We start from the raw sequence: 24,439 nt of genomic DNA, 5'->3' as shown, positions 1-24,439 counted from the left end.
ACAGCCAAGTCAAGCCCGCAGGCGTCTCTTCGGCCTGCATTTCGGTCGGAAATCCTGCTGACTGCCTGTTCCAAAAGGCCTTTTACTTGATCACACCTGATGAAAACCGCTCACGTTTAGTTTGCTGGCTCTTCTTATTTCCGCCACAGGCGCTAGCTTTGCGTGACATTTCGATGACAGTGGCGTGACGCGAGTGGAAGACGCGTGACAAGGGCCGGGGAAGCAAAGTGGCAAGGATCAGAAAAGGCGCGGCCAAACCCGCGCCGCAATTTTTGGAAGACGATCCGTCCACCGGCTATCTGCCGGGACGAGCCTGGCCGACCGTACGCTACGGCCTGTCGACGCTTCTTGCCTCAGCCCTGCTCGTCTTCGCGATCGAGCTGATCGTACGCGGCGATTTCTTCGGCACAGTCGATTTCTTCATGCAGCCCTTCAAGCCCGGCTGGACCACCATCATCGTCTTCGCCCTGGTGCTGCTCGGGCTGGACGCCATACTCGGCCGAAGCCACCAGAGCCTGATGATCGTGGCGCCGCTGACGCTGGCGCTGGCCTTTGTCGGCCACCAGAAATCGCGTTACCTCGGCGACCCGCTCTATCCCACGGATTTCCTGTTCGCCCGCCAGATCATGGCGCTGATGCCGCTCCTGGTGCGCGAGCGCCCGTGGACGGCCGTCATGCTGGCGGTCGGCATCGTAGGCGGTCTGACGCTGCTCGTCTACGGCTGGCGGACCTGGCGCCGGCGAGTACCCATCCTCAGCCGCAAGGGCCGCCTGGCGCGGCTGGCGCTTGCCGTGCCGCTGCTCGCCTTCTTCGTCTCGATCATGGACTACGCCACCTTCTCGTGGACGCGCGACCGGCTGCAGATCATCCCGATCATGTGGGACCAGAAGGAGAACTACGCCTCCAACGGCTTTGCGCTGGCCTTCGCGATGAACGTGCCGATGGCGCATGTCGCGGCGCCGCCCGGCTATTCCGAGAAGACGATGGCCGCGATCCAGCGCCCCGACGCCGCCGCTTCCATGCCGGACGAGAAGCCGGATATCGTGGTGGTGATGAGCGAATCCTTCTGGGATCCGACGCACCTGCCCGGCGTCACCATCAAGCCCGACCCGATCCCGACGGTCAGGGCGTTGCGCTCCGGCTCGATGTTCTCGCCCGAGTTCGGCGGCATGACCGCCAATATTGAGTTCGAGGCGCTGACCGGCTTTTCCAACGCCTTCCTGCCGGCCGGCTCGATCCCCTATCAGCAATATGTGCGCACCCCGACCCCGTCGCTGGCGACCTTCCTGAAGAGCCAGGGTTACCGGGCGCGCGCCATCCATCCCGGCACCAACTGGTTCTGGAACCGCGGCGCCGTCTATGCCGATTTCGGCTTCAACGACTTCCGCTCCGAAGAGACGCTGCCGCCGATGGAAAAGCGCGGGCCGCTGGCTTCCGACGCGGCGATGACCGACGAGATCATCCGCGAGGCCGACACCAGCGACGATCCGGTGTTCCTGTTCGCCGTCAGCCTGCAGAACCACGGTCCTTACGAGCCCTACCGCTACTACAACCCGACGCATTCGATCGACGCGCCGATCAGTTCCTGGGCGCGGGAATCGCTGCTTTCCTATGCCGAGGGGTCGGCCGACGCCGACCGCGGCCTGCAGCGCCTGATCGACTGGGCGAAGGCCCGCCAGCGGCCGACCATCATCGCCTTCTTCGGCGACCATCTGCCGCCGCTCGGACCCGTCTATGTCGAGACCGGCTTCCTCAAGGACAATGTCGCGCCGCGCAAGGAGCCGGCGGTCGCCGCGCTCGAACACCACGATACGCCTTTGGTTATCTGGTCGAACCGCTCCGGTCCGGTCGAGAACATCGGCTCGGTGAGCCCGGCCTTCCTGCCCTATCATATCCTGACCACGGCAGGCATCAGCCACCCCTATTACACCGGCTTCCTCGGCGCGCTGCGCGAACACTACCGGGTGGTCGACCGCAACCTGCTCCTGTCGCCCGTGGGCGAAGCAACGCCGGATTGGGCGAGGCAGAAGCAGATCGATCCGAAGATCAACGATTTCCGGCTCATCCAATACGACATGATGTTCGGCAAGCGGCTCTCGGCGCCCGATTTCTTCCCCGAGACGGTGAACAGGCTGGTCGCGCATACAAGCTGAGCTGACCGGCGGTCACAGCCGATCGCGGCTATCCCGGTCCGTGGCGGGAAACGATGCTCCGATGCCGGGCCTTGGAAAGATTTCGTCGCTGCGATTTAGAGCAATTCCAGGAAAAGTGTGAGCGGTTTTCCCTCCGAAATTGCGTAAAAAACAAGGAGATAGGGCGTTTCGCCGTTTCCGTGAAACGGTGAACGCGCTAGACGTCAAAAGCCTGGAACGGGCTGGACCTTTCCACTCAGCCGAGCGCCAAGCGTCAAAGCGGCCGGAAAATTCTTGATCACGGCGCGCATGGCCGGCGCGCCACCTGGCCCAAGCGCTATTTTGGCAATCAAGGCCGCGGCACGCAGACGGGTCGAGAATTGCCGACGCCATTCGCGTTCGTAGCGATGCCCGGCGGCGTCGCGGTCCTCGCGACGTTTGCCCGATGCGATCAGTTCTCGCGCAAGCAGCCAGCCCGATTGCAGCGCCATCGAAATCCCTTCGGCGATGACAGGATGCGACTCGCCCGCGATGTTGCCGACACGGAAGATGCCCTGATCGTAGCCGGCCCGGATGCCCGGATGAATCGGTCCCGCAGCCAGCCATGGGCCATCCAATTCGGCACCTGCCAGCGCAGTTCGCACGCCTCGGCACGAGGCCAGGACGTGACGCGACACCGCATCCGCCGCCGCAATATTCCCAAAGCGCCGGCGCAGCCCGGATAGAACATCGCGGCGGATACAGCAGGAGATTGAAACCCGGCCATTGTCCGCAGTTACCATCCCGCCATATCCGCCTGGGAATACCAGCAGCGGCATCAGATCGGGCGCCAGCGCGGCGCCGGTAAAATGCGCCTTGAAGCCGAAAAGGTCGGAGGGTTGGCTGGTTCTTTCAAGCTGGCTCGGAAGTTTCCCAGTTTCCCAGGATCCGTGCGCGGCAATGATGACGGGTGTGCTGAGCAGCTTCTGTTGCTGGTCAGATTCCACAGTCAGAAATTGCAAGTCATCGCGCCGGCGGATAGCGACTGCCTTGCAAGGCTGGAGGATCTCGACACCCGCACGTTCGGCAGCCTGCAGCAGGATGGTGTCCAGACGATCGCGGCCGAGCGCGCGGCCGAGACCCGTCTTGGCGCTCGGCATTCGCGCCTGCGCCGAGACATCGCCCGAAAAGAACCCGACGCGCCTTATCTCGGGGCCGGCTTCCGCGCGCCAGCTCTCGCCGACGCCCAGCTGATCGAGCAAGGCAAGGCTGGTGCCCGACATGAATTCGCCGCAGACCTTGCGGCGAGGAAATACCACCTTCTCCACCATTGCCACCGACCAACCATGTTGGGCGAGTGCAATGGCGGTGGAACTTCCGGCAGGACCGGCACCGATGACAATTGCGTCGTGCATCATTTCGTGTCGAGCGTGCTCGCGCCGACAAATCCTTGCGTAAACAGGCCTCTGCGGCCCTCCGTCACGGGCGTTCCACCCGACAGTTGCCACAATTGTGAAAGTTCCGCGCCGCGAAAACCGGCGCGCACACTTTGCGCTGCATCATTCAGCGTTACCGCACAGGCGCCGATCAATCGCAGGAACCGTGTCGCCACAAGCGGCACCTTGGCTCTCAACGGCTCCGTGGCGACGAGCATCGGGGCCATCGTCATCATCCGAGAAAACAGCTCCTGCAGGCGCATGTCGTCGAAGTGGTGGAGGATAAGGTTGGCGCAAACAAGGTCGAAGGGCCTGTCCTGGGTCCAATCGAACAGATCCGCAGTCACGGGCTGCGCCCGCCAACCCAATTCAGCGAAAGAGCTGCGCAAGTCCTCGCCTATCAGGCCGATCCTGTCAACCATGACGATCTCGACGTCGGCCCAATGGCGCGCCATCAGCCGCGCCACCGCCAGCATGAACTTTCCGTCGCCGGCGCCTATTTCGAGGATGCGCAGCGGCGGCTTTTGCACGTTTTGCCGCATCAGCGATGCCATGATCCTGGCCTGGAACATCAATGCATTGATCCGAACGAGATCGCGACGGGATGCAATCGCACGGGGATCGTCGGCCGGGAGGCCGTCGAGGAGTTCTGGCTCCAGATGCCGGATGTCCATGTCGGTCATGCGATGGATCGGAAATCTAGGCTTCAGCCGGCAATCCGGCAAATAGAATTCGGGTCGTTCCTTCATGGCAGCGCGCTGCTGGTCGCGGAACCCGCATTTGAACCCACCCGGATACCGAAGAAAGTCGGTCCCTTCATGCGACATCGGAGGCTGATATCACAGTTTGCTAATGAGAAATATCGGCACCGCGCAATAAAATGCTCTATGCAGGCGTTTACCTTAGGAACGCTTCTCCAATTCGCAGACCTTATGAGCCCGATTGCGCTCATGCTCGGAGCTATTTTGTCCCCTCAAGCGTATCTGAACGGCATTGCCACGTGTGTCCCCGAACATGACGTGCATCGGTTCTTCCTCGGCTATGGAGCCTCGCTGCTTGAAAACGACGCGCAGCGCCTTGCGCTCTTCGAGCGAATGGTCGCTCTGGCCGGGATCGAACATCGTTATTCCTGCTTTGCGCCTGCCGACGATCCGCGCGGCGGGGCAATCGACCGCGACGGCACCTCGGTCAGAGGCTCGTTCGCCAGCACCGCAACGCGTATGCGGATGTACGAAGCCGCCGCACCGGAGCTCGCGCAAAGGGCCGTCGACAGACTTCTGGCCAACGACGACCGCTCGCTGATCACGCATTTGATCGTGACGAGCTGCACCGGCTTTTCGGCGCCCGGCATCGACCTCGAGCTGGTGCAGCGATGCGGCCTGTCGACGTCGGTCGAGCGCACCATCATCGGCTTCATGGGATGCTATGCCGCCATCAACGCCTTGAAGCTGTCGCGCCACATCGTGCGATCGGATCCGAAGGCCCGCGTGCTGATCGTCAACATCGAATTGTGCACGCTGCATTTCAAGGAAGCCACGGAGCTCGAGAAGCTGATCTCGTTCTGTCTATGGGGCGACGGGTGCGCGGCCTCGCTGGTGACAGCCGAGCCGCACGGCATCCTGCTCGAAAGCTTCCACGCGATCGTGGCGGCGGAGCGCAAGGAGCTGATGAGCTGGAATATCCGCGACGACGGCTTTGACATGGTGCTGTCCGGGCAGGTTCCCGGTGCCGTCCGTGAGACGCTGCGCAACGAGCATCCGGCCATCCTCGGCGGCAGGCCCGCCAAGGAGATCGATTTGTGGGCGGTGCATCCCGGCGGCCGCTCGGTGCTCGACGCGGTCGAGCGGGCGCTCGAACTGAAGCCGGCCGCGCTCGCCGCATCGCGCGAAGTGCTCCGGCAATACGGCAACATGTCGTCGGCCACCGTAATGTTCGCGATGGCCGAAATGCTGAAGGAGCCGTCGGGCTTGCTCGGCTGCGGCATGGCGTTCGGGCCGGGATTGACCACCGAGACCATGATGTTCCGGACTGCCTGATGAAGTCGAATGCCATGCGGCACCGCGTCCGTGCTTTCGCAGCCCGTTGGCTGGTGCCCTACCTGCCGTATCCGCACTTCATGTGTATGGCACCTCTTGACGCCGTGTTGCGGGTCCTATGGCGTGCGGAAGGCCGGCTGCCTCCCGTTTATTGGCCGCGCCTGATGCTCCTGTTCCTGATTTCGGGCATCAACACGATCGCCTCCCTGCCGGAGCGCGTGATCCTTGGGGCATGGCTGCGGCTGCGACCTCCCCGGATGGAACCGGATAACGCGCCTGTGTTCGTTCTTGGCTACTTCCGCTCCGGGACGACTTTTTTGCAGAACCTGCTGTCGGCGGACCCGGACCTGAGATCGCCGGGCTGGCCGCAGGTCCTGGCGCCTCAGACATTCGTCCTTGGCTGGGCCCTGCTGCGCTATCTTTTCGTGCCCTTGCTGCCTTTGACGCGCCTCGACGCGGTCGTGCCGGTTGGCGCCAGGCTGCCGGCGGAGGACGACTTCGCATTGAACAATCTGGGTGGAATGTCGATCCTAGCGGGACGAGCCGTGCTTCCCCGCCGGCAAGCCTTCTTCAATCGGTATCAGGATCTCGACTCGCTTTCGGCGCAAGAGCTGAACCGCTGGCGCTCACATCAGCTCGCTTTCGTGCAGAAGCTCACGCTCGTTGCCGGAGGGCGGCGACTTCTACTCAAGTCGCCGAGCCACACGGCGCGCGTCCGCCACCTTTTGGAGCTGTTCCCTGGCGCCAAGTTTGTCCACATCTCGCGTTCGCCGGAAGCGGTGTTCCGGTCCAACCTTGTTCTGACGCGCGAGTTGCAGCGTGCGTTCGCCCTGCAGCCGCCGCTGCCCGAGCACGAGCAGGAAGAGATCATCGCCTGCGAATATCTCGCGACGGAGATGCACTATCTGGCTGATAGAACCCGGATTCCAGCCGCCGACCTCGCCGAGGTGCGGCTACAGGATCTTATTGCCGATCCGACGGGCGAGATGAAGCGGATCTACCGCGAACTGGGCCTGCCATTCTCCCAAGGCTGCGAGGAGCGCATGCTGCAAGTCGCCGCGACGTTCGGCAAACAGCCGCGCAACCGCCATCCCGACCTGACGGAAGGGCAGAAAGCGCGCCTAGCCCGCCTCGAACCGCTCGCTTCCAATTTCGGGCATGTGCCTGCGCTGCCTCCCGGACGGTCAATATTGACAGCCAACCGCGCATTGGATGACATGGCATCATGACGGCGGGCCCATGGTCATACGCAAGCTGGGCAGGTTTGGCCCGGCTGTTGCTCGTCCCTCTGTTGCTCAGCATCTGCGCCCCGCCGATCTCGGCGGTTGCCGACGAGCAAGGCGATGCGATCAAGCTGGTTGAGACCGTGCGCCAGGCGGCGCTCGTGCTCGGGCACGGCGGGCCCGCCGAGGCGCAGCTCCGCTCGATCTCAGCGGCCTTCGACGGAAAGGGAATTGCCCAGGCCGTGCTCGGGACGCGCTGGCGCAGCGCGAGCGCGGACGACCGCGCCGCGGTGGTCGATGCGCTTCTTTATGCCATCGCACACGGGCTGGCCGACAAGCTGGAACGGACGCAGGACAAGACTTTCACCGTGCTCGGCACAAAGACCCTGGCCAACGGCGACATACTGGTGCGCAGCGAATTCCGCCGGCAGCTCCGCGGCCCAACGTCCGTGGACTGGCGTGTCCGCCGCTGCCGCGGGCAACTCTGTATCGGCGATGTCTTTGTCGACGGCGGGTCGGTGACCGTGCGGCAGCGGGACCGCATCGGCCAGATCCTCGCCGGCAATGGCGGCTCGATCCCCGCGCTTGTCGTCGATCTCAGGAAAGGCCGGGTATGACTCCTCGCCGGCGCTCATGTCCCTCCTCGTCGAATTGAGCAATGTCGGCCGCGATTTTGACGGCGGCCGCATCGTCGCCGTCGACGACGTGTCGCTCGCAATCGGGAATGACGAGACCGTCGCGATTGTCGGCCGCAGCGGCAGCGGCAAATCGACGATCCTGAACCTGGTCTGCGGGCTTGACCGGCCGACCCGCGGCGAAGTTCGGTTCGAAGGACGGGCCGTCAACGGAAGCGCTGCGTGGGCAGCAGTCCGGGCCAGCAGGATCGGCATCGTGTTCCAGAACTTTTGCCTGCTCCCCTCCTTGTCGGCGCGCGAAAACATCGAGGTGGCCCTGCTGGGAAACCTCGGCGGAGCGCAGCAGCGTCGCGCTCGCGCGCTGGAACTTCTGGCGCATTTCGGTCTTGCCGATCGCGCTATGCTGCAGCCGGCCGAGCTTTCCGGCGGCGAGCGCCAGCGCCTTGCAATTGCGCGGGCGCTGGCCAACCGTCCGAAGCTTCTTCTTGCCGACGAGCCGACAGGAAGCCTCGACGTGCAGACAAGCCAATCCGTCATGGACATCATCGGCAATGCGCATCGCGAGTTCGGGACCGCAGTAATCGTGGTGACCCATGACGAGGACGTGGCCGCGTTGTGCGGACGCCGGGTCGAGATCTCGGATGGCCGCATCCGCTCGGACAGCCGGATGGCGGCAATCTCAGCGCCCGCACCGGCATCGCGGATCGGCTAGCCCATGACGGAGCTGACCCTGCCCTTGCGCGGTCTCATCGCACGTCCGCTGCGCACTTTGCTCACGGTGCTCGGCATCGCCTTGGCGGTCGCCGGCTTCGTGGCACTTAGCGGCCTGACCGCCGGCGTCCAGCGATCATTTGCGTCGGGAATCGACGAGAACGGCGCGGATCTGGTGGTTAGCCAGCGCAGCACCTTCAATTTGGTGAGCAGCACCGTGCCCAGAGCGCTCGGCCCGGCGCTCTCGGCGGTGCCGAATGTCGAGGCGGTGTCGGGCGTTCTCCTCAACATCACCACCGCCGACGAGGACGCCAATATCGTCATGGCCGGCTGGCCAAGCGGCAGCTTCCTTTGGAAAGACGTGCCGCTCGTGGCGGGGCGGCTCCCTGTGCCGGGGGACCCGTGGCCGGTGATCCTTGGCCAATCGATCGCCGGCGCATTGGACAAGCGGGTCGGCGATACCGTCGAGCTGCAGTTCCAGCCCTATCGGATCGTCGGCATCGCGTCGTTCTCGTCCATGCTGAACCAGAACAGCGCCATCGTTCCGCTCGAGGGGCTGCAGCAGCTCCTGTCGCGGGAGGACGCCTTTACCTTGTTCGAGGTAAGACTGAAGCGCCCGCTCGACGCCGACGGCATCGCCGCTGCCCGAACCCGGCTCGTTGCAGCCGCGCCGGGATTCGTGGTCGTCGACACCGAGCAGTTCGCCAACAGCATTCGCATCTTCGATCTGCTTCGGGCGATCGCCCGCACGATTTCGCTGGTCGTCATGGCGATGGCCTCGGTTGCGGTCGCCAACACGCTGCTGATGGCCGTGAACGAACGGACGTTCGAGATTGGTGTTCTGGCGGCGCTTGGCTGGGCGCCGCGGCGGATTCTTCGGCTCATCCTCATCGAAGGCGTCTTCATGAGCGCAGCCGGCGGCGTTATCGGCATCGTTCTCGGCGCCCTGACCATGGAAGCGGCGGCGAAGACAAGGGTCGCGGCGGGGCTGATCGTGCCCTATCTGTCAGGCTGGTCGATCGCCCAGGCGCTGATCTTCGTCTTCATCGCCGGTCCGCTCGGCGCACTCTACCCGGCTTGGCGCGCCACGCGCCTTCTCCCCGCTGAAGCGCTCCGCAGGATCTGACTTGCCGTGTCGGCCGGGCAGCGCTCCGGTCCCAGCAAAAGCATCAATCTGTCGTGTAAACGAAACGGCCGGTTCGCAGGTCCGCGGCATCGGCGACGCAGGCCGGGCCTTGCCTTCCTGGCGAATTGCTATATAGACCCGCGCAATCTGCCGGTCCTTGCTGGGGGCTGAACGGAGGGCCGCGGCCTTTTCGAAGGTCGCGACGCGAAGCCGGAAGGGCTTCCAGCCTCCCGTGTCTCCGCTCTCGACCGTCTCGTGATGCTCCTTTCTTCCCCGCTCTTTCGCGATCGGGTCAGACAAGTTGCAGAGGCTTAGCCGCGAGGGCCGGTGAGAGAAACGAAGAAAGGCACTTAAACATAATGGCTCTTTACGAACATGTGTTTCTTGCCCGGCAGGACCTGTCGCAGCAGCAGGTTGATGCGCTTGTCGAACAGTACAAGGGCGTCATCACGGCGAATGGCGGCTCGGTCGGCCGGATCGAGAACTGGGGACTGAAGTCCCTCACCTACCGGGTCAAGAAGAACCGGAAGGCTTACTACACGCTGATGGACATCACCTGCCCGCCGGCCGCGCTCAACGAAATGGAGCGCCAGATGGGCCTGTCGGAAGACGTCCTTCGCTTCCTCACCATCAAGGTGGAAGCGCATGAGGAAGGCGCCTCGGCGATGATGCAGAAGCGCGAAGAGCGCTCCGAGCGCGGCGGCTTCGGCGACCGCGACCGTGGCCCGCGTTCGTTCGGCGACCGCGACCGCGGTGACCGCGGCCCGCGTTCGTTCGGCGACCGTGACGGCGGCGACCGTGGCCCGCGCCGTCCGCGCGAAGGCGTTGAAGGAGGTGCAGAATAATGGTCGACATCAACCAGATCCCGACCCGGCGCCCCTTCCACCGCCGCCGCAAGACCTGCCCGTTCTCCGGCGCCAACGCGCCCAAGATCGACTACAAGGACGTGCGTCTCCTGCAGCGCTACATTTCCGAACGCGGCAAGATCGTGCCCTCGCGCATCACCGCCGTCAGCCAGAAGAAGCAGCGCGAGCTCGCCAAGGCGATCAAGCGCGCCCGCTTCCTCGGCCTGCTGCCCTATGTGGTTCGCTGAGGCCTGAAACTTCGATGCGGGCGCTTGGCGCCCGCATCCCCACCCACGGCGACGGGCGCCGCGGTTCAAATCAAATCCCGAGTTGGGGCCGGATGGCCTCTAACTGCCAGGACAGGCAGGACAGCGACAAGAGCGGCGAGCGCCGCAAAGAGCTTCCTGACCTGTTCCAGATCATTGCGCCAGCCTTCCGGCCGGCGCCAACCGAAGGAACGAAACCATGGAAGTCATTCTCCTCGAGCGCATTTCCCGCCTCGGCCAGATGGGCGAGACCGTCAAGGTCAAGGACGGGTTCGCCCGCAATTTCCTGCTGCCGCAGGGCAAGGCGCTGCGCGCCAACGAAGCCAACAAGAAGAAGTTCGAGGGCCAGCGCGCCCAGCTCGAAGCCCGCAATCTGGAGCGTAAGTCGGAGGCCATGCAGGTCGCTGAGAAGCTCGACGGCAAGAGCTTCATCGTGGTGCGCTCGGCCGGCGAAACCGGTCAGCTCTACGGCTCGGTGTCGACCCGCGACATCGCCGATCTGCTGATCGCCGAAGGCTTCACCGTCAACCGCAACCAGGTCGAGCTCAACCAGCCGATCAAGACCATCGGCCTCTCCAACGTGGCGATTGCGCTCCATCCGGAAGTCGAGGTCACCGTGACGCTCAACGTCGCCCGTTCGGCCGACGAGGCGGAGCGCCAGGCCAAGGGCGAGACGCTGACCACCGCCGAAGCCATTTATGGCGAGGACATCAACGACAACGCCCGGCCGGAGAATTTCTTCGACCCGAACGCCGAATTCGAAGGCGGCGAAGAAAACGCCTGATCTCTGGGCCTGATTTGGCATATCCTCCGAAGCCTCGCTTCGGTTCGCAGACGTCCAGGATTTCTGGACCAACGCCCGGGTCTTCGACCCGGGCTTTTTTGTGCCAAAAGGAACTTTTCGACACCCCATATCTTGTGCACATTACAGCGTGGCGCGTCGATTGGACGCGGGCGAGGCGCCGTGGCATTTTCGATCTGGCATTCCAGTCCGATTACCGGGTGATCCGACTGAGGGGACATTTGGTCATGAATATCCTGTTGAAACACGTTCTCGAACGCCTGGTGCGCGCCGGCGACCTCAAGGTGACCGGACCGAAGGGCGCGACGCACAAGTTCGGCGACGGCAGCGGCGAGCCGGTGCATATCCACATCAAGACCACGCATGCCGAGCGCGCCATCACCTTCGATCCGATGCTGGCGGTGCCCGAAGCCTATATGGACGGTGAGCTCGACGTGATCGAGGGCGGCGTTCTCGGCCTGATGCGCATCGCGTTCCAGAACATGGGATCGAGCGGCATCGACGTGACCTGGTCGAAGGCGATCGAGGGGCTGCGCCACGCCTTCCGCCGGCTGCAGCAGATCAACACCGCCGCGCGCTCGCGCCGCAACGTCGAACGCCACTACGATCTCTCGGGCGAGCTCTACAAGCTCTTCCTCGACGAGGACATGCAGTATTCCTGCGCCTATTTCGAGCAGCCCGACATGACGCTCGACGAGGCGCAGCTTGCCAAGAAGCGCCACATCGCCGCCAAGCTGCGGCTCAAGGCCGGCCAGACGGTGCTCGACATCGGCTCCGGCTGGGGCGGGCTGGGCCTCTATCTCGCCAAGGTCTTCGACGTCGACGTGCAGGGCGTCACCCTCTCCACCGAACAGCATGGCGTCGCCACCGATCGAGCGCATGCGCAGGGCCTGCAGGACCGCGTGCATTTCGAACTCAAGGATTATCGCCACATCAACGAACGTTTCGACCGCATCGTCTCGGTCGGCATGTTCGAGCATGTCGGCGTCAATCACTACCGCACCTTCTTCGACAAGGCCGCGACGCTGCTCAAGCCCGACGGCGTGATGCTGCTCCATACAATCGGCCGTTCCGGCGTGCCGTGGGCGACCAGCGCCTTCGTCCGCAAATACATTTTCCCGGGCGGCTACATCCCGGCGATGTCGGAAGTGATGCCGGCGATCGAGAAGTCGGGCCTCGTCGTCACCGATATCGAAATCCTGCGGCTGCATTACGCCGACACGCTCAAGCATTGGGGCGCGCGCTTCGCCGCCAACCGCGACAAAGCGAAAGCGATCTATGACGAGCGCTTCTGCCGCATGTGGGAGTTCTATCTCGCCGCTTCCGAGGCCGCCTTCCGCTGGCAGGACCTGGTGATCTTCCAGTTCCAGATCGCCAAAAAGAACGACACGCTGCCGATGACGCGCGACTACATGGCCAAATGCGAGAAGGCGCTGGAGCTGCGCGATATCGGCCACCAGGAGCCGGCGGCGCCGGCGCCCTCCAAGCCGACCCGCCGCAAGAAGGTGGGGTAGCCGCGCAATGCCGCTTGCCATTGCGGCCTGACGCCACGAAAAAGGTCTCGTTCGCGAGACCTTTTTTCATGACCTACCTCATCTACACCGCAGCCGCTCTAGCCGAGATCGCCGGCTGCTTTTCTTTCTGGGCGTGGTGGCGGCTGGAGAAGTCGGCGCTCTGGCTTCTCCCCGGCCTCATTTCGCTGGCGCTGTTCGCGTCGCTGCTGTCGCTGGTCGGCACGGATGCGGCGGGCCGCGCCTACGCCGCTTATGGCGGCATCTACATCGCCGCCTCGCTCGGCTGGCTGTGGCTGGTCGAGGGCGTGCGTCCCGACCGCTGGGATCTGGCCGGCGCTGCGCTCTGCATCGTCGGCGCCTCGGTCATCCTGCTCGCTCCAAGGGGAGCCTGAGATGGAACTGCCCGCCCCGCTCCGGCAAGGCGTCGACAGCCTCTTGGAGAAGGTGCCGCTTTCGGCGCTGAAGCAGGCGGCGCGGACGCTCTCGGAGCGCTACCGCGCCGAGCTGCGCGACGGCCGCCTGCATATGGGCGAAGACATGGCCATCAAGGCCTATCTGGCGACGCGGCTGCCCGCCACCTATGCCGCCGTGCGCGCCAGCCTCGATGCCTTGATCGAGGTTCGCCCCGACTTCCGGCCGGCGAGCCTGCTCGATGTCGGCGCCGGACCTGGCACCATGCTTTGGGCCACGACTGACGCCTGGCCTGAGCTGGAACGGGCGGTGCTGGTCGAGGCAAGCGCTGCCGTGCGCAGGGTCGGCCAGGCGCTCGCGGAAGGCGCGATCACGGCCCGCGCCGACTGGATCGCCGGCGACGCGACCATCGATCTCGACGGCATCATGCCCGCCGACCTCGTCAGCGCCGCCTATGTGCTGGACGAGATCGTGCCTTTATCCCTGCCGAGCCTCATCGACCGCCTCTGGCGGCTCACGGTCGACACATTGCTCATCGTCGAGCCCGGCACGCCCGCCGGCTGGCAGCGCATCCTTGCCGCGCGCCGCCAACTGATTGCGGCCGGCGCGCATGTTTCGGCACCCTGCCCACACGCGGCGCCATGCCCGCTTGCTCCGCCCGACTGGTGCCATTTCGCGCGCCGCGTCGCCCGTTCGCGCCTGCATCGCCTGGTCAAGGAGGCCGAGGTGCCATGGGAGGACGAGAAGTTCATCTACCTCGCCGCCTCCCGGCAGCCGGCGCCGGCGCATTCGGCGCGGGTGATCGCGCCGCCAAAGGGGGGCTCCGGCAAGGTGGTGCTGAAACTCTGCCAACCGGACGGCAGCGCCGGCGAGCGCCTGTTCAGCAAGCGCGACGGCGATGTCTTCAAGGCGGCGCGGCGGGCTGACTGGGGCGACACGCTGGACTGAGGGAGCGTAGGCCGATGAAATCGGGAGAAGACGTATCGTCGATGCCCGTCGCTACTTTGGAGATCAGCCGAGGCGCGCGAACTTCGTCATCCACGGGCGGAGCGACGCGAAGCGGCGCGCAGACCCGAGGATCCATTCCGTGACGTTGCGCGAAGAATGAAGGCGGCGCAGAACGGAGCTCGTTCCGGCTCGCCGCGACGCCCACAGGTCACGGAATGGATCCTCGGGTCTGCGCGCGTCGCTTCGCTCCTTGCTCCGCCCGTGGATGACGACTTCACCAACGTTTCGGCTAATCTCAAAGGTGAACGCCCAAAAGAAGCAACTCGCTACTTTGGCGATCAGCCGAGGACGTCCGCGATTCTTTGCGCGAGCGGATGCGGCTGGTCGGTTGTGAGCGAGCGTCGGACGACAATCGGTCGCCCAAAATGTTCTTGCTTCGTTCCATAATTGCAACTAAGAATCGCCGCTTGCCGAGTCAACTGGAATCAGGCCCCCGGAATACTGTCCTGTGGATGGTTTGCCGATCCTGTGAACATTGGGGCGTCAAGCTGGTTGGACCGAGGGTGTTGCAGAAAAGTCAGCATCGAATCTTCCCGTTCTGATATCGAGGACAGCGGGATCGAAACCGGGGATATCATGGCAGAGGCGGCACTGAAATTCGGCGCGGCGGAAACGCCGCTCTATCGCGAGGCACCGAACAACATCGAGGCCGAGCAGGCGCTGCTCGGCGCCATCCTCGTCAACAACGACGCCTTCTATCGTGTCTCCGATTTCTTGAAGCCGGCGCATTTCTACGAGCCGCTGCACCGCCGCATCTTCGAGATCGCGGCCGAGCTCATCCGCATGGGCAAGATCGCGACGCCGATCACGCTCAAGACCTTCCTGCCGGCCGACGAGAAGGTGGGCGACATGACGGTGGCGCAATATGTCGTGCGCCTCGCCGTCGAGGCCGTCACCGTCGTCAACGCCACCGACTATGGCCGCGCCATCTACGACCTTGCGACGCGCCGCGCGCTGATCACCGTCGGCGAGGACATGGTCAACATCGCCTATGACGCGCCGGTCGATATGTCGCCCTCCGACCAGATCGAGGACGCCGAGCGGCGGCTGTTCGAGCTTGCCGAAACCGGCCGCTATGACGGCGGCTTCGAGAGCTTCAACGATGCGGTCAAGACCGCGGTCGACATGGCCAACGCCGCCTATATGCGTGACGGCCACCTGTCGGGCATCGCCACCGGCTTGCGCGACCTCGATCGCCGCATGGGCGGCCTGCAGCCCTCCGACCTAATCGTGCTCGCCGGACGTCCGGGCATGGGCAAGACCTCGTTGGCCACCAACATCGCCTTCAACATTGCCGAGGCTTACGTTCCGGCGCAGCAGGCCGATGGCAGCTTCAAGGCCGCCAATGGCGGCGTCGTCGGCTTCTTCTCGCTCGAAATGTCGTCGGAGCAGCTGGCCACCCGCATCATCTCCGAGCAGACCGAGATCTCGTCCTCGAAGATCCGCCGCGGCGAGATCACCGAGATGGATTTCGAAAAACTGGTCGCCTGCTCCCAGACGATGCAGAAGATCCCGCTGTTCATCGACCAGACCGGCGGTATCTCGATCGCGCAGCTTTCCGCCCGCGCGCGGCGTCTTAAGCGCCAGCGCGGCCTCGACCTCATCGTCATCGACTATATCCAGCTGATGCAGGGCTCCTCCGCGCGCGCCTCGCAGAACCGCGTGCAGGAAATCACCGAGATCACCACGGGCCTGAAGGCTCTGGCCAAGGAGCTCGGCGTGCCGATCATCGCGCTGTCGCAGCTGTCGCGTCAGGTCGAAAGCCGCGACGACAAGCGCCCGCAGCTCTCGGACCTGCGCGAATCCGGCTCCATCGAGCAGGACGCCGACGTGGTCCTGTTCGTCTATCGCGAGGAATATTACCTCAAGAACCGCGAGCCGAAGCTCGGCACCGAGGAATACATCAAGTGGGAAAACGAGATGAACGAGGCGCGCGGCAAGGCCGAGTGCATCATCGCCAAGCAGCGCCACGGACCGACCGGTACCGTCAGCCTGGCCTTCCACGGTGAATTCACGCGGTTCTCGGATCTGGCGGAAGAGCATCATCTGCCGGAGAGGTTCGAGTGAGTTGAGACAGGTCTCACTCCGTCACCCCCCTCTCTGTCCTGCCGGACATCTCCCCCTCAAGGGGGGAGATTGGATGTCGCATCGGCTTTCGCCAATCGCCGACGTTGCAAGATGGGCGCCGTCGGCGAAACTGCCGATCTCCCCCCTAGAGGGGGAGATGTCCGGCAGGACAGAGGGGGGCGCTGTCCCGCCGGCCTATCCAATGTTGGGCCGTCCCTAATGGCCAAATCGCGCGTTCAGTTCATCTGCCAGAATTGCGGCTCGGTGCATCAGCGCTGGGCCGGCAAATGCGATGCCTGCGGCGAGTGGAACACGCTGGTCGAGGAAGGCACGTCCGGCGGCATCGGCTCGGGGCCGGCCAACGCGCGCAACGCCCGCAAAGGGCGTGCCGTGGTGCTGACCAGCCTGTCGGGCGACATCGAGGACGCGCCGCGCATCGTGTCGGGCATCGGCGAGCTCGACCGCGCCACCGGCGGCGGCTTCGTGCGCGGCTCGGCCCTTCTGGTCGGCGGCGATCCCGGCATCGGCAAGTCGACGCTCTTGACGCAGGCAGCCGCCGCGCTCGCCTCGAAAGGCCACCGCATCGTCTATGTCTCGGGCGAGGAAGCGGTGGCGCAGATCCGGCTGCGGGCACAACGCCTCGGCGTCGCCTCGACGCCGGTCGAGCTTGCAGCCGAAACCAATGTCGAGGACATCCTGGCGACCATCGCCGACGGCAAGCGGCCGGACCTCGTCATCCTCGATTCCATTCAGACGCTGTGGACGGACCTTGCCGATTCGGCACCGGGCACCGTCACCCAGGTGCGCGCCGCCGCCCAGGCGATGATCCGCTACGCGAAATCCACAGGCGCGGCGATCGTGCTCGTCGGCCATGTCACCAAGGAAGGCCAGATCGCCGGCCCTCGCGTCGTCGAGCACATGGTCGACGGCGTGCTCTATTTCGAGGGCGAAGGCAATCACCACTTCCGCATCCTGCGCACGGTGAAGAACCGCTTTGGGCCGACCGACGAGATCGGCGTGTTCGAAATGTCGGACAAGGGGCTGCGCGAGGTTTCCAATCCATCCGAGCTTTTCCTCGGCGAGCGCCACGCAAAGTCCCCGGGCGCCGCGGTTTTCGCAGGCATGGAAGGCACGAGGCCGGTGCTGGTCGAGATCCAGGCGCTTGTCGCACCCTCCTCGCTCGGCACGCCGCGCCGCGCCGTCGTCGGCTGGGACGGCGCGCGGCTGTCGATGGTGCTCGCCGTGCTGGAGGCGCATTGCGGCGTCCGCTTTGGCCAGCACGACGTCTATCTCAACGTCGCCGGCGGCTATCGGATCTCGGAGCCGGCGGCCGATCTCGCGGTCGCCGCGGCGCTGGTTTCGTCACTCACCGGTCTTGCCCTTCCCGCCGATTGCGTCTATTTCGGCGAAATCAGCCTATCGGGCGCCGTGAGGCCGGTTGCGCATGCGCAGCAGCGCCTCAAGGAAGCCGAAAAGCTGGGTTTTGGAAGCGCGGTGCTGCCGCTCGGCAGCGAGGAACTCGCCGGGGGGATCGGGGCCGGCGCTTTCCAGCCCACCGAGCTTGCCGACCTTGTGGCGCGCATAGCCGGCACGCGGCGCGGTCGTGCCGACGACGGGGAGTGATGCGGCTCGTCGGGCCGTAAGACAGGAAGTGGGGCGAGAACCATGCCGATTACGCTGCTAGACGGAATCCTCGTCGGCTTCACCCTGGTCTCAGCAATGCTCGCCATGGTGCGCGGCTTCTCCCGCGAAGTGCTCTCGGTGGTTTCCTGGGCGGCGGCGGCGGCGGCGGCTTTCTTCTTCTACAAGCCGGTCCTGCCCTATGTTCAGCCCTATGTCGACAACGACAAGATCGCGATGGCGGCTTCGGCGGGCATCGTCTTCCTCATCGCGCTGATCGTCGTCTCCGTCATCACCATGAAGCTCGCCGACTGGATCATCGATTCGCGCATCGGCGCGCTCGACCGCACGCTCGGCTTTCTGTATGGCGCGGCGCGCGGCATCCTGGTGGTCGCGGTGGCGCTGCTGTTCTTCAACTGGCTGGCCGGCGCCAAGGCGCCTGCCTGGATCGCCAACGCCAAGTCGCGGCCGCTGCTGGAGACGATCGGCGCCAAGCTCGAAAGCGTGCTGCCGGAAAACACCGAGGAACTGGTCAACAAATACACCCATAAGGGCACGCCGCAGGCCGGCGCGCCGGCCACGACCGACCAGCCCGCGGCCGAGCCGCCAGCAGGCGACGACAACGCGCCGGCGCCTGACGACAGCGAAGGCGAGGCGCCTGCCGACAACGAGCCGGCGCCGGCCACGCCAGCGCCCGCCCCGGCTCCAGCGCCGGCAAACTGATTGCGGGCCGGCTTGGCGCCGGTTGTGAATGCAAAAAAGCGTGCGTTGCGTTCGGCGAGAGATCGCCTTATATGGCGGCTTTAGCGGAGCTTGAGCACCAGATGGCAGACTCAACGGCAGATGAAGGCAAGGTCCTTTCCGCCGAGGCCGACGATCATTTTCATGACGAATGCGGCGTGTTCGGCATCTTCGGCCGGCAGGACGCGGCGGCCATCGTCACACTCGGCCTTCATGCCCTGCAGCATCGTGGCCAGGAAGCGGCCGGCATCGTCTCCTATGACGGCACCCAGTTCCACGTCGAACGCCATGTCGGCCTGATCGGCGATACCTTCACCAAACAGCGCGTCATCGACAGCCTGCAAGGCAACCGCGCGATCGGCCACACGCGCTACGCCACCACCGGCGGCGCCGGGCTGCGCAACATCCAGCCCTTCTTCGCCGAGCTCGCGGAAGGCGGTCTTGCCGTGGCCCACAACGGCAACCTCACCAACGCGCTCACCGTGCAGCGCGCGCTGCAGAAGCAGGGCTCGATCTTCTCCTCGACCTCCGACACAGAGACGCTGCTGCATCTGGTCGCGACCAGCAAGGAGCGCGATTTGAATTCGCGTTTCATCGATGCGATCCGCCAGGTCGAAGGCGCCTTCTCGCTGGTGGCGATGACTGCCAAGAAGATGATCGGCTGCCGCGATCCGCTCGGCATCCGCCCGCTGGTGCTTGGCGACCTCGACGGCGCCTGGATCCTCGCTTCCGAAACCTGCGCGCTCGACATTATCGGCGCCCGCTTCGTGCGCGACATCAAGCCCGGCGAGATGGTGGTGGTCACCGCGAAGGGCATCGAAAGCATCTTCCCGTTCGAGCCGCAGAAGACGCGCTTCTGCATCTTCGAATATGTCTATTTCGCGCGGCCGGATTCCTCGGTCGAAGGCCGCAACGTCTATGATGTGAGGAAGCGCATCGGCGCGGAACTCGCGCAGGAAAGCCCGGTCGAGGCCGACATCGTCGTGCCGGTGCCGGATTCCGGCACGCCGGCCGCGATCGGCTTCTCCCAGGCCGCCGGCATTCCCTTCGAGCTCGGCATCATTCGCAATCATTATGTCGGCCGCACCTTCATCCAGCCAGGCGATTCCATCCGCCACATGGGCGTTAAGCTCAAGCACAACGCCAACCGCCGCATGATCGAGGGCAAGCGCGTGGTGCTGGTCGACGATTCGATCGTGCGCGGCATCACCAGCCAGAAGATCGTGCAGATGGTGCGCGACGCCGGCGCCAGGGAAGTGCATATGCGCATCGCCTCGCCGCCGACCAGCGCGTCCTGCTTCTACGGCGTCGACACGCCGGAGAAGTCGAAGCTGCTTGCGTCGCGCATGTCGGTCGAGGAGATGGCGGAGTTCATCCGCGTCGATTCGCTCGGCTTCCTGTCGATCGACGGGCTCTACCGCGCCGTCGGCGAGGCCGGCCGCGACAACGACCAGCCGCAATTCTGCGACGCCTGCTTCACGGGACAGTACCCCACCCGCCTGCTTGACTTCGAAGGCCACGACAATGTGCGCACGCTGTCGCTGCTGGCAAGCGGCGGGGCCTAGGCCGCCCGGACTATCAATTGCATTCGCCGAGCTGTCTCGCGCCTTATGGAATCTCTCACATGACCCTCGACCTTACTGGCCGCGTGGCGGTCGTAACCGGCGCCTCGCGCGGCATCGGCTATTTCATCGCCAGGGAGCTGGCGGCAGCCGGCGCGCATGTGATCGCGGTGGCGCGCACGGTCGGCGGGCTGGAAGAGCTGGACGACCAGATCAAGGCCGACGGCCGCGGCCAGGCGACGCTGGTGCCGCTCGATCTTGCCGACATGGCCGGCATCGACCGGCTGGGCGGCGCGATCCATGAGCGCTGGGGCAAGCTCGATATCCTGGTCGCCAATGCCGGCGTGCTCGGCGTCATCTCGCCGATCGGCCATGTCGAGGCCAAGACCTTCGAGAAGGTGATGACCATCAATGTGACGGCGACCTGGCGGCTGATCCGCTCGGTCGATCCGCTGCTCAGGCTCTCCGACGCCGGCCGCGCCATCATCCTGTCGTCCAATGCGGCGCATTCGGCGCGCGCCTTCTGGGCGCCCTACGCGGCCTCGAAAGCGGCGGTCGAAACGATGATGCGTTCCTGGGCACATGAAACCGAGAGCCTGCCGCTGAGGGTGAACGCCGCCGATCCGGGCGCAACCCGCACCGCAATGCGGGCGCAGGCCATGCCCGGCGAAGACCCGGAGACGCTGCCGCATCCGTCCGAGATCGCCAAGCGCATCGTGGCCCTGGCAAGCCCGGAATTGAAGGAGACCGGCCTGATCTTCCAGGCCAAGCACAACCGCTTCGTCGCCTACCGGCAGCCGGAATAAGGAAACCTCAGACGGGATTAAACCGGGCTCCGGCAACGTTCTTCGAATGCAAGGCATTCGAAACCGGAGGACCGATATGCGTAGACCCATTCTCGTTGCCGCCACCACCACCGTCGCGGCACTTGCCGCATCGGCTAGCGTAGCCCTCTCGCAAGACAAGACCATGAGCTTCTTCGTCACCAGCGTCGGCTCCGGCAAGGGTGCCGATCTCGGCGGCTTGAAAGGCGCCGATGCCCACTGCGCCTCGCTCGCGGAAGCGGCCGGCGTCACCGGCAAGACCTGGCATGCCTATCTTTCCTCCAGCACCGAAGACGCGCGCGACCGCATCGGCAAGGGTCCGTGGTTCAATGCCAAGGGCGAGAAGATCGCCGACGATGTCGCCTCGCTGCACAGCGACGCCAACGGAATCACCAAAAAGACGGCGTTGACCGAAAAGGGCGAGATGATCAACGGGCGCGGCGACACGCCCAACCGCCACGACATGCTGACCGGCTCCAAGCCCGACGGCACCAGGATCGCCGACCAGACCTGCGGCGACTGGACGATGAGCGGCGCCGAGGGTGCCGCCATGATGGGCCATCACGACCGCACGGGGCTCGACGATTCGGCGGCGGCGAAGTCGTGGAATTCCTCGCATGCCTCGCGCGGCGGCTGCAGCCAGGAAGCGCTCAAGGGCACCGGCGGCGACGGCCTGTTCTACTGCTTCGCGGTCGAGTGAGCCCGAAGCCCGATCGGTCTATTCACGGGTCTGTGAACGGAGCGGCGAAAGCGTGTGCCGCCTCGCTGCTTTCGCTGCTCCATGGGAGTTGCTAGGATCGGACCGACTCCGACATTTCAAAGCGAGGAATTCCCATGGCTGCTACTCCCAGCGTAGCGTTGGTCTGGTATCTGGTGATCGCCGGCCCGCAGGGCGGCATGGTGGTGCTGCCCAGCACCTTCGACACCCGCGAACAATGCACCAACGCCATCACCGAATATCAGAAGCAGCCGACCCCTCAGGGATGGGCCGTGCAATGCGTGCCAAGCGCCTCGCCCTTTACCGATGAAGGGGATGCGGAAACGCCCTCGGCGCAGTAGCGCGAGGCGTCGTTTCAGCGCCGCGCGCTCACGCTCAACGCCGGCTTGTTGTTGATCGTCTGGAACACCACGCAGTAGCGCTCGGTGAGTTTTATGAGCGAATCGATGCGCTCTTGCGGCTCGTCGGTGTCGAGATCGAATTTCAGTCTTATCTCGCGGAAGCCGACCGGCGCGTCGCGGGCGATGCCCAGCGTGCCGCGAAAATCGAGATCGCCCTCGGCCTCGACGGTAGCGTTGCCGAGCTTGAACTCCAAGGCGGTCGCCACCGCTTTCAGCGTCACGCCGGCGCAGGCGACCAGCGCTTCCAGCAGCATGTCTCCCGAGCACAGCTCGAGGCCCGAGCCGCCGGTGGCCGGATGAAGCCCGGCGACAGCAAGCGCCCTACCGGTCTCCACCTTGCAGGCGATCGACTGGTCGTCGAGCGTGCCGCGGGCTCTCAGCGTGATCAGCGCTCGCGCGGCGTCTTCGCGATAGGCGTCCTTCAACGGGGCCTGCATGGCCTTGAGGGCGGTTGCGTCCATTGTGTTGTCCTTCCGATCAGCCTTTGATGCCTTGATAGCACTGATATGCCGGCGGGACAGCGCCCCCCTCTGTCCTGCCGGACATCTCCCCCTCTTGGGGGGAGACTGGCAGCTTCTCCGGCGGCGCCCTTTCTGCAGCGCGTGGGAGATTAGCGAGCGTGGGAGAATGACGAAGGCCGACGCGACATCTGATCTCCCCCCTCGAGGGGGAGATGCCCGGCAGGGCAGAGGGGGGCGCGAAGGATCGCAACGTTTGCGATTGTTGTTTTGACTTCACACGCGCAGGCCATACCTATTCCGAGACCATTTCCGGAGCCCACATGCGATCCAAGCTCGTCTCCCTCATCCTGCTGGCGGTCGCCGCCTTCGCTCAGCCCACCTTCGCCGAAGCACCCGAGCGTCCAGCCCCGACCGGCGGCGTGCTGTCGCTGTTGCCGCCACCGCAGGTGACAGAGCATTCGATCACGCTCGGCGGGCGCAAGCTGGATTACCAGGCCAAGGCCGGCACGCTGTCGCTCCTATCCGGCAAGGGCGAGGTGACGGCCGAGATCTTCTATGTCGCCTACTCGCAGCAATCGCCCGCCCCGGCGAAGGAGCGGCCGATCACCTTTGTCTTCAACGGCGGGCCCGGTGCTGCGTCGGCTTACCTGCATCTCGGCGCGATCGGGCCGCGCATCGTCGAGACCGCCGCCGACGGCGAGTTCCTGCGGCCGCCGCAGAAGCTCATCGACAATCCCGACAGCTGGCTCGACATGAGCGATCTCGTCTTCGTCGATCCGGTCGGCACCGGATACAGCCGCGAAGCGCCTGGGCACGAGCCGAAGGAATTCTGGAGCGTCGATGCCGACGCCAGCTCGGTCGGTGCCTTCATCCGCCTCTATCTGGCGCAGAACGGCCGCACCGGATCGCCGCTGTTCCTCGCCGGCGAGAGCTATGGCGGCTTTCGCGCGGCGCTGCTTGCCCGCACGCTGCAGGAGGATGTCGGCCTCAGCCCCAGCGGCATCGTGCTGATCTCGCCAGCGCTGGAATTCATGCTGGTGCGGCCCGACCAATTCGACCAGCTGCACTGGGCGCTGGAGCTGCCTTCGCTGGCGGCAACGCGGCTGAAGGGCGACGGCGTGAGCGGCGACGCGTTGCGCGACAGGTTGGCCGAGGTCGAGCATTATGCGCTCGGCGATTACCTGACGGCGCTGAACAGCGGGCTGGAGCAAGGCGGCAAACTCGCCAGCGGGCGCGTTTCGGAGATCACCGGCCTGCCGCTGGAGCTCGTTCAGCGCAATTTCGCCCGCATCCCCATCGGGCTTTTCGCCAAGGAATTCCAGCGCGCCACCGGCAAGGTTCTGAGCCCTTACGACGCCACCATCGGCACTGCCGACATCGCGCCGCAAAGCGCCCGTGAGGCCGGCCCCGACCCGGTGCTCGACCGCAGCGTTCCGGTGCTGACCTCCGCCTTCGTCGCTTACGCCCGCGACGAGCTCAACTACCGCACCGACGTCAGCTACCGGCTGCTCAATGGCGAGGTCAGCCGCAGCTGGGATTACGGCACATCAGGCCAAGGCTATGCCGGTGTGATGAACGACCTGCAGCGCGCCCGCTCGCTCAACCCGGCGCTGGGTGTCGTCATCGTCAACGGCTATACCGACCTTGTCACCCCCTATCTCGCCTCGCGCTATCTGGTGAACCAGCTTCCTTCGCTATCGGACGCCAAGCCGATCCGCCTCGACGTCGTCGAGGGCGGCCATATGATGTATCTGCGGCCGGACGGACGGCGCGCGCTGAAGGACGCGGCCTCGGAGCTTTATCAGGCGACGCAGTAAGGCCGACCGGCCTCCGGCAAACGACCTGCGCCAACGCAAGCGCTGAGCTGGAGCAGCGCAGTGCAAGCTTTCGCCCCTATAGCTGGAGCAACGGTCCCGACCGG

23 protein-coding genes and 1 pseudogene are annotated in these 24,439 nt (G+C 64.9%); 21 read left to right on the top strand and 3 right to left on the bottom strand.

Annotated features, from left to right (window positions below; all coding sequences use genetic code 11):
• Window positions 1-227: 227 nt before the first annotated feature.
• Window positions 228-2,153, top strand: coding sequence for an LTA synthase family protein (locus LB526_RS10755; protein WP_095767007.1), 1,926 nt, complete (start codon window positions 228-230; stop codon window positions 2,151-2,153).
• Between the two features lie 203 nt (window positions 2,154-2,356).
• Here the strand turns inward: LB526_RS10755 and LB526_RS10750 are convergent, their stop codons facing one another.
• On the bottom strand, window positions 2,357-3,529 hold the full coding sequence (locus LB526_RS10750) for an NAD(P)/FAD-dependent oxidoreductase (RefSeq protein WP_224525016.1): 1,173 nt from the start codon (window positions 3,527-3,529) through the stop codon (window positions 2,357-2,359).
• On the bottom strand, window positions 3,526-4,230 hold the full coding sequence (locus LB526_RS10745) for a methyltransferase domain-containing protein (protein ID WP_224627588.1): 705 nt from the start codon (window positions 4,228-4,230) through the stop codon (window positions 3,526-3,528). The genes LB526_RS10750 and LB526_RS10745 overlap by 4 nt, the downstream gene beginning before the upstream one ends.
• Here LB526_RS10745 and LB526_RS10740 point away from each other — a divergent pair.
• The 19 genes and pseudogenes from LB526_RS10740 to LB526_RS10650 all read left to right on the top strand — a co-directional run bounded on the left by LB526_RS10740 (window position 4,207) and on the right by LB526_RS10650 (window position 21,997).
• A complete protein-coding gene (locus LB526_RS10740; protein ID WP_318013257.1) occupies window positions 4,207-5,583 on the top strand; it encodes a type III polyketide synthase in 1,377 nt (458 codons plus the stop codon). The genes LB526_RS10745 and LB526_RS10740 overlap by 24 nt on opposite strands.
• Window positions 5,583-6,812, top strand: a complete 1,230-nt coding sequence (locus LB526_RS10735; RefSeq protein ID WP_224627587.1) for a sulfotransferase family protein — start codon at window positions 5,583-5,585, stop codon at window positions 6,810-6,812. Before LB526_RS10740 ends, LB526_RS10735 begins: the two co-directional genes overlap by 1 nt.
• Complete coding sequence (locus LB526_RS10730) at window positions 6,809-7,423, top strand: ABC transporter substrate-binding protein (RefSeq protein ID WP_224525027.1); 615 nt, start codon at window positions 6,809-6,811, stop codon at window positions 7,421-7,423. Before LB526_RS10735 ends, LB526_RS10730 begins: the two co-directional genes overlap by 4 nt.
• A pseudogene (locus LB526_RS29765) lies at window positions 7,371-7,883 on the top strand (ABC transporter ATP-binding protein); the annotation flags it as partial. The gene LB526_RS10730 and the pseudogene LB526_RS29765, both read left to right, overlap by 53 nt.
• Before the next feature lie 93 nt (window positions 7,884-7,976).
• Window positions 7,977-8,153: a hypothetical protein gene (locus LB526_RS10720; protein ID WP_224627788.1), complete on the top strand. Its 177-nt coding sequence runs from the start codon at window positions 7,977-7,979 to the stop codon at window positions 8,151-8,153.
• A gap of 3 nt (window positions 8,154-8,156) precedes the next feature.
• Window positions 8,157-9,278 (top strand): ABC transporter permease, encoded by a 1,122-nt coding sequence (locus tag LB526_RS10715; RefSeq protein ID WP_224627584.1) that lies wholly within the window; start codon window positions 8,157-8,159, stop codon window positions 9,276-9,278.
• A gap of 359 nt (window positions 9,279-9,637) precedes the next feature.
• A complete protein-coding gene (gene rpsF, locus LB526_RS10710) occupies window positions 9,638-10,123 on the top strand; it encodes a 30S ribosomal protein S6 (protein ID WP_095767001.1) in 486 nt (161 codons plus the stop codon).
• Window positions 10,123-10,371 carry a 30S ribosomal protein S18 gene (rpsR, locus tag LB526_RS10705; RefSeq protein ID WP_006203718.1) on the top strand — a complete coding sequence of 83 codons (249 nt, stop codon included), beginning with the start codon at window positions 10,123-10,125 and terminating at the stop codon, window positions 10,369-10,371. Before rpsF ends, rpsR begins: the two co-directional genes overlap by 1 nt.
• A 217-nt stretch (window positions 10,372-10,588) precedes the next feature.
• Window positions 10,589-11,173 (top strand): 50S ribosomal protein L9, encoded by a 585-nt coding sequence (gene rplI, locus LB526_RS10700; protein WP_140842380.1) that lies wholly within the window; start codon window positions 10,589-10,591, stop codon window positions 11,171-11,173.
• Window positions 11,174-11,418: 245 nt separating this feature from the next.
• Window positions 11,419-12,705, top strand: coding sequence for an SAM-dependent methyltransferase (locus tag LB526_RS10695; protein WP_224544083.1), 1,287 nt, complete (start codon window positions 11,419-11,421; stop codon window positions 12,703-12,705).
• 68 nt (window positions 12,706-12,773) lie between these two features.
• A complete protein-coding gene (locus LB526_RS10690; protein ID WP_224605537.1) occupies window positions 12,774-13,097 on the top strand; it encodes a YnfA family protein in 324 nt (107 codons plus the stop codon).
• 1 nt (window position 13,098) lies between these two features.
• A complete protein-coding gene (locus LB526_RS10685; RefSeq protein WP_224627582.1) occupies window positions 13,099-14,064 on the top strand; it encodes a small ribosomal subunit Rsm22 family protein in 966 nt (321 codons plus the stop codon).
• A 636-nt stretch (window positions 14,065-14,700) separates the two neighbouring features.
• Window positions 14,701-16,191, top strand: a complete 1,491-nt coding sequence (locus tag LB526_RS10680) for a replicative DNA helicase (protein ID WP_095766996.1) — start codon at window positions 14,701-14,703, stop codon at window positions 16,189-16,191.
• A 219-nt stretch (window positions 16,192-16,410) separates the two neighbouring features.
• Complete coding sequence (gene radA, locus LB526_RS10675) at window positions 16,411-17,814, top strand: DNA repair protein RadA (RefSeq protein ID WP_224544085.1); 1,404 nt, start codon at window positions 16,411-16,413, stop codon at window positions 17,812-17,814.
• Between the two features lie 42 nt (window positions 17,815-17,856).
• On the top strand, window positions 17,857-18,534 hold the full coding sequence (locus LB526_RS10670; protein WP_140636064.1) for a CvpA family protein: 678 nt from the start codon (window positions 17,857-17,859) through the stop codon (window positions 18,532-18,534).
• Between the two features lie 101 nt (window positions 18,535-18,635).
• The gene (gene purF, locus LB526_RS10665) at window positions 18,636-20,117 is read left to right on the top strand and encodes an amidophosphoribosyltransferase (RefSeq protein ID WP_224627581.1); all 1,482 of its coding nucleotides are present in this window, start codon (window positions 18,636-18,638) and stop codon (window positions 20,115-20,117) included.
• A 59-nt stretch (window positions 20,118-20,176) separates the two neighbouring features.
• Window positions 20,177-20,920 carry an SDR family NAD(P)-dependent oxidoreductase gene (locus LB526_RS10660; RefSeq protein WP_224627580.1) on the top strand — a complete coding sequence of 248 codons (744 nt, stop codon included), beginning with the start codon at window positions 20,177-20,179 and terminating at the stop codon, window positions 20,918-20,920.
• 76 nt (window positions 20,921-20,996) lie between these two features.
• On the top strand, window positions 20,997-21,638 hold the full coding sequence (locus tag LB526_RS10655; RefSeq protein WP_224627579.1) for a hypothetical protein: 642 nt from the start codon (window positions 20,997-20,999) through the stop codon (window positions 21,636-21,638).
• Window positions 21,639-21,772: 134 nt separating this feature from the next.
• Window positions 21,773-21,997: a hypothetical protein gene (locus tag LB526_RS10650; protein ID WP_041008353.1), complete on the top strand. Its 225-nt coding sequence runs from the start codon at window positions 21,773-21,775 to the stop codon at window positions 21,995-21,997.
• 14 nt (window positions 21,998-22,011) lie between these two features.
• Here LB526_RS10650 and LB526_RS10645 read toward each other — a convergent pair whose 3' ends face one another.
• Window positions 22,012-22,518 carry an OsmC family protein gene (locus tag LB526_RS10645; protein WP_224627578.1) on the bottom strand — a complete coding sequence of 169 codons (507 nt, stop codon included), beginning with the start codon at window positions 22,516-22,518 and terminating at the stop codon, window positions 22,012-22,014.
• Between the two features lie 320 nt (window positions 22,519-22,838).
• On the opposite strand from LB526_RS10645, the gene LB526_RS10640 reads away from it, so the two are divergent.
• Complete coding sequence (locus LB526_RS10640) at window positions 22,839-24,335, top strand: S10 family peptidase (protein ID WP_224627577.1); 1,497 nt, start codon at window positions 22,839-22,841, stop codon at window positions 24,333-24,335.
• Window positions 24,336-24,439 lie beyond the last annotated feature (104 nt).

The organism is Mesorhizobium sp. CA6 (genome assembly GCF_020165035.1).
GTDB lineage: Bacteria > Pseudomonadota > Alphaproteobacteria > Rhizobiales > Rhizobiaceae > Mesorhizobium.
This window is presented reverse-complemented; position numbering and strand designations above follow the sequence as displayed.